This window comes from Actinomadura rubrisoli (genome assembly GCF_004349215.1).
GTDB classification, from domain to species: domain Bacteria; phylum Actinomycetota; class Actinomycetes; order Streptosporangiales; family Streptosporangiaceae; genus Spirillospora; species Spirillospora rubrisoli.
On sequence record NZ_SMKU01000425.1, the window covers coordinates 1 to 7,082 of the forward strand.

Genomic DNA, 7,082 nt, shown 5'->3' on the forward strand with positions numbered 1-7,082 from the left:
GCGGGCAGGTGGGTGGCGGGCGCCGAGCGCGTGCCGCGCACGCGTGGTGCCGCGGCCCGCCGATTTCCCGCGAACCGTTTCCGGCTTCGCGCGCGCGTTGGGCTGACGTTGCGCGGCCGGGATGGTCAGCGGACGGTGCGCGCGTGGTCAGCGCGTCCGCCGAGGCTCGTCGGCATGTACACCTCAGCCCGCAAGTGGGGGACGTTCGCGATCTGCGGACTGCTCGCGATCGTCCCGAACATCGACCTGACGGCCCTCAACCAGGCCGTCCCGCATCTGAGCGCCGACCTGGACCCCTCGGCAACCCAGATCCTGTGGATCGCCGACGCCTACGGGTTCGCCCTGGCCGGACTGCTGATCACCATGGGCGGCATCGGCGACCGCATCGGGCACAAGCGGCTCCTGCTGATGGGCACCGCGCTGTTCGCGGCCGCGTCCGCCGTGACGGCCTATGCGCCGAGCGCCGGGCTGCTGATCGCGGCCCGGGCGCTGCTGGGCGTGGCGGGCGCGACGCTGATGCCGTCCGGCCTCAGCCTGATCCGCCGGGTCTTCACCGACCCCAAGGAGCGGACGATGGCGGTCGGGCTCTTCGCCGGCATCGGGGGCCTGGCGGTCGGGCTCGGGCCCGTGGTCGGCGGCGCGCTGCTGGACCACTTCTGGTGGGGCTCCGTCTTCATGATCAACGTGCCGATCATGCTCGTGGCGCTGGTGGCGGGCGCGTTCGTCCTGCCCGGGGCGCGCGGCACCGTCGGCGGGCGGATGGACCTGCTCGGCGTGCCGCTGTCGATCGCGGGCGTGCTCGGCCTGGTCTACGCGGTCAAGGAGGCGGCGGCCCATGGCCCGGACGAGCCGCGCGTGGCCGTCTCCGCGCTCCTCGGCGCCGCCGCCCTCGCGGGCTTCCTCGTCCGGCAGGCGCGGGCGGCCGACCCGCTGATCGACCTCCGGCTGTTCCGCAACGCCGCGTTCAGCGGCTCGGTCGGCACCAACATGTTCGCGATGTTCGCGCTGGTCGCCCAGTCTCTGATCTTCTCGCTGTTCTTCCAGCTCGCGCTCGGCTGGTCGCCGCTGCGGGCGGGCCTCGCCGGGCTGCCGGGCGCCCTCGGCGCGATGGTGGGCGGCGCGGCCCTCGCCCCGCCGCTCATCTCCGCGCTCGGCCGGGCCCGCGTCGTCGCGCTCGGCCTGGCGGTCTCCGCCGCCGCGTTCTCCCTGTTCCTCACCATCGGCCTGGACACCCCCTACCTGGCGATGCTCCCGGTGCTGCTGCTGTCCGGCACGGGGATGGGGATGGCGCTGACGGTCACCTCCGACACCGTCCTCGCGTCCGTCCCGAAGGACCGCTCCGGTGCCGCGTCGGCGATCTCCGAGACCGCGACCGAGCTCGGCGGCGCGCTCGGGATGGCGGTGCTGGGCAGCGTGCTGAACGCCGTCTACCGGAACACCCTGGACATGCCCGCGAACGTCCCGGCGCCCGCCGCGTCCGCGGCCCGCGACTCCCTCACCGGTGCCGTGCGGGCCGCCGCCGGCCTGCCGGACCGGCTCGCGGCGCAGGTCACCGGCGCGGCGCGCGAGGCGTTCGTGGACGGCATGCACGCCGCCCTCCTGTGCAGCGCCGGCCTGGCCGCCCTGGTCGCGGTCTTCGCGCTGGCCACCCTCCGCAACGTCCCCAAGGTCATCGAGGACGCCGAGTCCGCCGGCCCCGGGGTGGCCGCCTCCTCCTTGGAAAAGTGATATCACTTTGCTATTCTGGTGATAACGGAGGAGGAACGCATGGTGGACGCAACGGTGCAGGTGGAGATGCCGAGGCCGCAGATCTCCGAGCGGGAGGCGCGGGACGTCGGCGGGTGGCCGATGCTCGGGCTGGCGGTGGCGCTGATCCTGCTGGCGGCCGCGGCCGTGGTGCTCGGAGTGGCCGCGGGCGGCGGGGCGGCGGTCGCGGCGGGGATCGTCGTCGCGGTCGTGCTGGGGCTGGCCGGGCTGGTGGTGGCCGCCGGGCTGACGCCGGTGGCGCCGAACGAGGCACGGGTGCTCCAGGTGCTCGGACGGTACGCCGGGACGGTCCGCACGGACGGGCTGCGCTGGGTGAACCCGATCACCGAGCGGCGGCGGGTGTCGACGCGGATCCGCAATCACGAGACCGGGCACGCCAAGGTCAACGACCTGGACGGCAACCCGATCGAGATCTCGGCCGTGGTGGTGTGGCAGGTGCGCGACACCGCGCGGGCGGTGTTCGAGGTCGACGACTTCGTGGAGTTCGTGGCGTTCCAGACCGAGGCGGCCGTCCGGCACATCGCGGGCAGCTTCCCCTACGACGCCGCCGACCGGACCTCGCTGCGCGACAACGCCGACGAGATCACCGCGCAGCTGTCGGAGGAGCTGTCGCTGCGGGTGGCGTCGGCGGGCGTGAAGATCATCGAGTCGCGGATCACCCGGCTGGCGTACGCGCCGGAGATCGCGCAGGCGATGCTGCGCCGCCAGCAGGCGGGCGCGGTGGTGGCGGCGCGGCAGCGGATCGTGGAGGGGGCGGTCGGGATGGTGCACCTGGCCCTGGAGCGGCTGGACGAGGAGAACGTGGTGGAGCTGGACGAGGAGCGCAAGGCCGCGATGGTCAGCAACCTCCTGGTGGTGCTGTGCGCCGACCGGGACGCGCAGCCGGTGGTGAACACCGGCACTCTCTACCAGTGACCCCGTGGCCTCCGAGCGCAAGAAGATCCTGCTGCGTCTCGACCCGGCCGTGCACGACGCGCTGGCCCGGTGGGCGGGGGACGAGCTGCGCAGCACCAACGCCCAGATCGAGTTCCTGCTGCGGCAGGCCCTCGGCGAGGCCGGGCGGATGCCGGGCTCGGCGAGGAGGATGAGAAGGCCGGGGCGTCCCTCCAAGGCGGAGCCCGACGGGAACGAGGACGACGGGAGCGGGGATTAGGCATGGTCGAGGTTCCGGATTCGCTGCCGGCGCGGATGTTCCTGCTGGCCTACGACGCGCGGAAGCAGAAGATGGCCAAGGGCGGGTCGCAGCTCGGGTACGTCCTGCGGGCGGCCGCCCTGACCGAGCTCTACCTGGACGGGCGGCTGGGCGAGGAGCGCCGCCGTCCCGTCCCGGGCACGCCCGGGGACGACCCGTACGGGTTGCTGGCGCAGATCGCGGCGTCGCGGCCCCGCTCCTGGCAGCACTGGATCCGCAAGGACAGCCGGGCCATGGTGGCCACGATCCGGGACGAGCTGGTGCGGGGCGGGTGGATCCGGGTGCGCAGGCGCCGGGCGTGGGGGCTGTTCCCGTGCCACCAGGTCACCGTCCGGGACCCGCGGGTGGTGAAGGAGCTGTGGGGCGGGGCGTCGGCGGCGCTGCGGGGCCGTCCCGTCGCGCACGTGAACAGCTACGACGCGGCGGCGGTCGCGCTGGCGGCGGCCGGGGAGCTGAAGACGGTCCTGCCGGGCGCGGACCGGCGGCGGCACAAGCGGCGCATCGAGGAGCTGACGGCCCGCTCCGGCCCCGCGGCCCCCGCGGTCCGCAAGGTCATCCGCGCCCAGAACGCCGCCGCCGCCGGCTGACGCCAATGGCTCTGCAATATCTAACTCCTACAAGGTCCCGGGGTTTGAACTTGTATCGGGGCGGCACCGCGACGGCGGGCGTGCGCACCATAACCTGCTCCTTACATGGATCCTGAACGTCTGATCTACCCCTTGATGAAGCATGTCGTACTCGGCCCGGCGATGCGCGTGGCGTTCCTGCCCCGGGTGAGCGGGCTCCGGCACGTCCCGCCGACGGGGCCGGTGATCCTCGCCGCCAACCACCTGGCGTTCCTGGACTCGTTCGTCGTGCCGCTGATGGTGCCGAGGCGGGTGCACTTCCTCGGCAAGAACGAGTACTTCACCGGGGAGGGGGTGCGGGGCCGCGCGACGGCCACGTTCTTCCGCAGCGTCGGCGCCATCGCGGTCGACCGGTCGGGCGGGCGCGCCGCGCTGGACGCGCTCGACACCTGCGCGCGGGTCCTGGAGCGCGGCGGGGTGTTCGCCATCCACCCCGAGGGCACCCGCTCGCCGGACGGGCGGCTCTACCGGGGCCGGACGGGCGTGGCGCGGCTGGCGATGCGCACCGGCGCCCCGGTCGTCCCGATGGCGATCGAGGGCACCGACCGGATCCAGCCGCGGGGGCGGGCCGTCCCGAGGCCGGGGCGGATCGGGCTGCGGATCGGCGAGCCCATGGACTTCCGGGGCCGGGACGAGGGGACGCCGCGCGGGCGGGCGGCGCGCGAGGTCACCGACGAGATCATGGAGGCCATCCGGAAGCTGTCGGACCAGGAGTACGTCGACGCCTACGCGCCCCCGCCGGACGGCGCGTCCTGACCGGAGGCCCTTTCCGGTCGCGCCCCCGCGAGGTTTGAGCCCGACGATCAGGGCACCACACAGGGGACGGGATGACGAGGACGGAGGCGACGTGGAGATCAGCATGGACCTCCTGCTCCCCCGCGACGCGGCCAGCGTTCCCGCGACCCGGCGGATCCTGGACGCGGCTCTTCAGGCGCTCGGCGTCGAGGGCTCCATCTGCGACGACATCGAGATGATGCTGACCGAGGCGTGCACCAACGTGATCATGCACGCGGCCCGCGGCGACGTCTACACGGTGCGGGCCACCATCCACGACCGGCGCTGCGTGATCAAGGTGATCGACTCGGGCGGGGGGTTCGACGCCGACCGGGTGCGGCACCCGGGCCCGGGCGCCGAGCACGGCCGCGGTGTGATGATCATGAGGAAGTTGGCGGACGACGTCCGGTTCGCCACCTTCCCCGAGGACGGCGCGCTGGTGGCGCTGGAGAAGCGGCTGAGCTACGCCGAGGACAGCCTGGGCGGGCGGCTCACCGACGCGGGCGCGGCGGACGGCGACGGTAGTGTGCCGTCCATGGACGAGTCCGATCCGGAGCTGGAAGAGTTCGCGACCCGGATGTTCGACATGGCGCGCGCGGGCGAGACCGGGCCGCTCGTCGCCTACGTCGAGGCGGGGCTCCCGGTGAACCTGGCCAACGGCAAGGGCGACACGCTGCTGATGCTCGCCGCCTACCACGGCCACGCCGCGACGGTGCGGGCCCTCGCGGCCCGCGGCGCCGACCCGGAGCGGGCCAACGACCGCGGCCAGCGGCCCCTCGCGGGCGCGGTGTTCAAGAAGGAGGCCGACGTCGTCCGGGCGCTGCTCGACGCGGGCGCCGACCCCCGGGCCGGGTCGCCGTCGGCCGCCGACACGGCCCGGATGTTCGGCCATACCGAGTTCCTGGAGTGGTTCGGCGAGGCGGCGCCCCCCGCGTAGCGCCGCCTACTGCCTGCTCAGGTGCGTTCGACGCGCAGGACGAGCAGCGCCACGAGCAGGGCCGCCGCGACGAAGGCCGCGCCGGTCAGGAACGCGGCCTCCAGCCCCCGCAGGAGGTCCGGGGCGGTGCCCGCGGAGCCGGCGGCCGTGACCATGACGGCCGAGCCGAGTGACGCGCCCGACCACAGCATGGCCTGCGCGACTCCGGCGGCGGCCCCGGAGTGCTCCGGGCCCACGCTGGCGAGGATCGTCACGTTCAGCGGCAGGATCGTCATCCCGGCGCCCGCGCCCATGAGCATGAAGGGGACGAGCACGCCGCCCGCGTAGCCGTCCCCCGCCGTCAGCCGGGAGAGCCACAGCAGCCCCGCGCCGATGAGCACCGCCCCGCCGATGATCAGCACGCGGGCGCCGAGCCTCGGCAGCACCCGCGGGACGATCCGGACGGCGGCGAACTGCAGCCCGACCATCGGCAGGAACGCCGCCCCCGCCCGCAGCGGTCCGTAGCCGAGGACCTGCTGCAGGTACTGCGTCAGGAAGAAGAACGCCCCGAACATCGCCGCGACCACCAGCAGGAGGCTCAGGTAGGACGGGGCGCGGTCGCGGCCGGTGAGCAGCCACAGCGGCATGATCGGCTGCCGGGCGCGCCGCTCGACCCAGACGAACAGGGCGAGCAGCACGGCCGCCGCGCCGAACGCGGCGAGCCCCCGGTCGTCCCGCCAGCCGTCCGTGCCGACCCTGATCAGCCCGTACACGAGCGCGGTCATCCCGGCGGTCGAGGCGAGCGCGCCGGCGATGTCGAACCGGCCGGGCCGCCGCCCCGTCTCGGCGAGCACGCGCGGCGCCAGCAGCGCCAGGACGGCGCCGACCGGCACGTTGACGAAGAAGACCCACCGCCAGGACCCGGCCTCGGTCAGCGCCCCGCCGACGATCATGCCGATCGCGGCGCCCGCGCCGCTCACGGCGGAGAACACGCTCAGCGCGCGGACCCGCGCGCGGCCCTCGAAGCTGGTGGCGATCAGGGCCATGGCGCTCGGCGCGGCGAAGGCCGCCGCGGCGCCTTGGGCGGCGCGGGCGGCCAGGAGGAACCAGCCGCTGGTGGCGAACCCGCCGATCAGGGACGCGAGGGTGAAGAGGGCGACCCCGGCGGTGAACGTCCGGCGGCGCCCGAAGACGTCCCCGGCGCGCCCGCCGAGGAGCAGCAGCCCGCCGAATGCGAGCATGTAGGAGTTCTGGATCCAGGCGAGCCCCCCGGTCGACAGCCCGAGCCCGTCCCGGACCTGGGGGAGCGCGATGGTGACGATGGAGGTGTCGAGCGCGATCATGAGCTGGCAGCCCACGATGACGCCGAGCACGATCCCTGGACGATGATGGAGGCGCGGCGCGGCGCCGGAGGGAGGGACGATCTCCCGCCGGTCCGCCGTCCGCCCGTGGGAAGCGATCACGACGACCTTTCCGGGCCATGAGACTTAAGGAACGGCGAAGTACACTATGTGGGGAACGTATCACCGATCCGCACGAAAGAGAACGCTAGCGTTCACTATTTTGATTTTGGCGGGGACGGGCCGACCGGACGGGAGCGGGCGGTGAGCACGGGCACGCGCCGCCGCGGCGGCGACCTGGAGGCCGCGATCTACGAGGCCGTCTTCGCGCAGCTGGAGGCGGTGGGCTACCGCAGGCTGACCATGGAGGGCGTCGCGGCGGCGGCGCGCACCGGCAAGGCCGCCCTCTACCGGCGCTGGCCGTCCAAGGACGAGCTCGTCACCGACGCGCTCAAGCACGTCCTGCC

General features: G+C 74.0%; 8 protein-coding genes and 1 pseudogene. 8 read left to right on the forward strand and 1 reads right to left on the reverse strand.

The features are described 5' to 3' along the window. The first annotated feature begins 174 nt into the window (after positions 1–174). From E1298_RS41825 to E1298_RS41855, 7 genes and pseudogenes are all read left to right on the forward strand, one after another. The gene (locus tag E1298_RS41825; protein WP_131902932.1) at positions 175–1,728 is read left to right on the forward strand and encodes an MFS transporter; all 1,554 of its coding nucleotides are present in this window, start codon (positions 175–177) and stop codon (positions 1,726–1,728) included. Positions 1,729–1,767: 39 nt separating this feature from the next. Next, positions 1,768–2,682: an SPFH domain-containing protein gene (locus E1298_RS41830; RefSeq protein ID WP_131902933.1), complete on the forward strand. Its 915-nt coding sequence runs from the start codon at positions 1,768–1,770 to the stop codon at positions 2,680–2,682. A gap of 4 nt (positions 2,683–2,686) precedes the next feature. Beyond that, the gene (locus E1298_RS41835) at positions 2,687–2,920 is read left to right on the forward strand and encodes a type II toxin-antitoxin system antitoxin (protein ID WP_131902934.1); all 234 of its coding nucleotides are present in this window, start codon (positions 2,687–2,689) and stop codon (positions 2,918–2,920) included. 2 nt (positions 2,921–2,922) lie between these two features. Further along, positions 2,923–3,546, forward strand: coding sequence for a GOLPH3/VPS74 family protein (locus E1298_RS41840; protein ID WP_131902935.1), 624 nt, complete (start codon positions 2,923–2,925; stop codon positions 3,544–3,546). Positions 3,547–3,681: 135 nt separating this feature from the next. Continuing rightward, positions 3,682–4,341, forward strand: a complete 660-nt coding sequence (locus E1298_RS41845; protein WP_243726165.1) for a lysophospholipid acyltransferase family protein — start codon at positions 3,682–3,684, stop codon at positions 4,339–4,341. 103 nt (positions 4,342–4,444) lie between these two features. Then, a pseudogene (locus E1298_RS41850) lies at positions 4,445–4,783 on the forward strand (ATP-binding protein); the annotation flags it as partial. Between the two features lie 111 nt (positions 4,784–4,894). After that, positions 4,895–5,296 carry an ankyrin repeat domain-containing protein gene (locus E1298_RS41855; protein WP_131902938.1) on the forward strand — a complete coding sequence of 134 codons (402 nt, stop codon included), beginning with the start codon at positions 4,895–4,897 and terminating at the stop codon, positions 5,294–5,296. Positions 5,297–5,313: 17 nt separating this feature from the next. Here E1298_RS41855 and E1298_RS41860 read toward each other — a convergent pair whose 3' ends face one another. Next, positions 5,314–6,738: an MFS transporter gene (locus tag E1298_RS41860; RefSeq protein ID WP_243726166.1), complete on the reverse strand. Its 1,425-nt coding sequence runs from the start codon at positions 6,736–6,738 to the stop codon at positions 5,314–5,316. A 141-nt stretch (positions 6,739–6,879) separates the two neighbouring features. Between E1298_RS41860 and E1298_RS41865 the strand changes: the two genes are divergently transcribed. Continuing rightward, positions 6,880–7,082 (forward strand): TetR family transcriptional regulator (locus tag E1298_RS41865; RefSeq protein WP_131902937.1); only part of this gene is annotated, 203 nt, incomplete at its 3' end.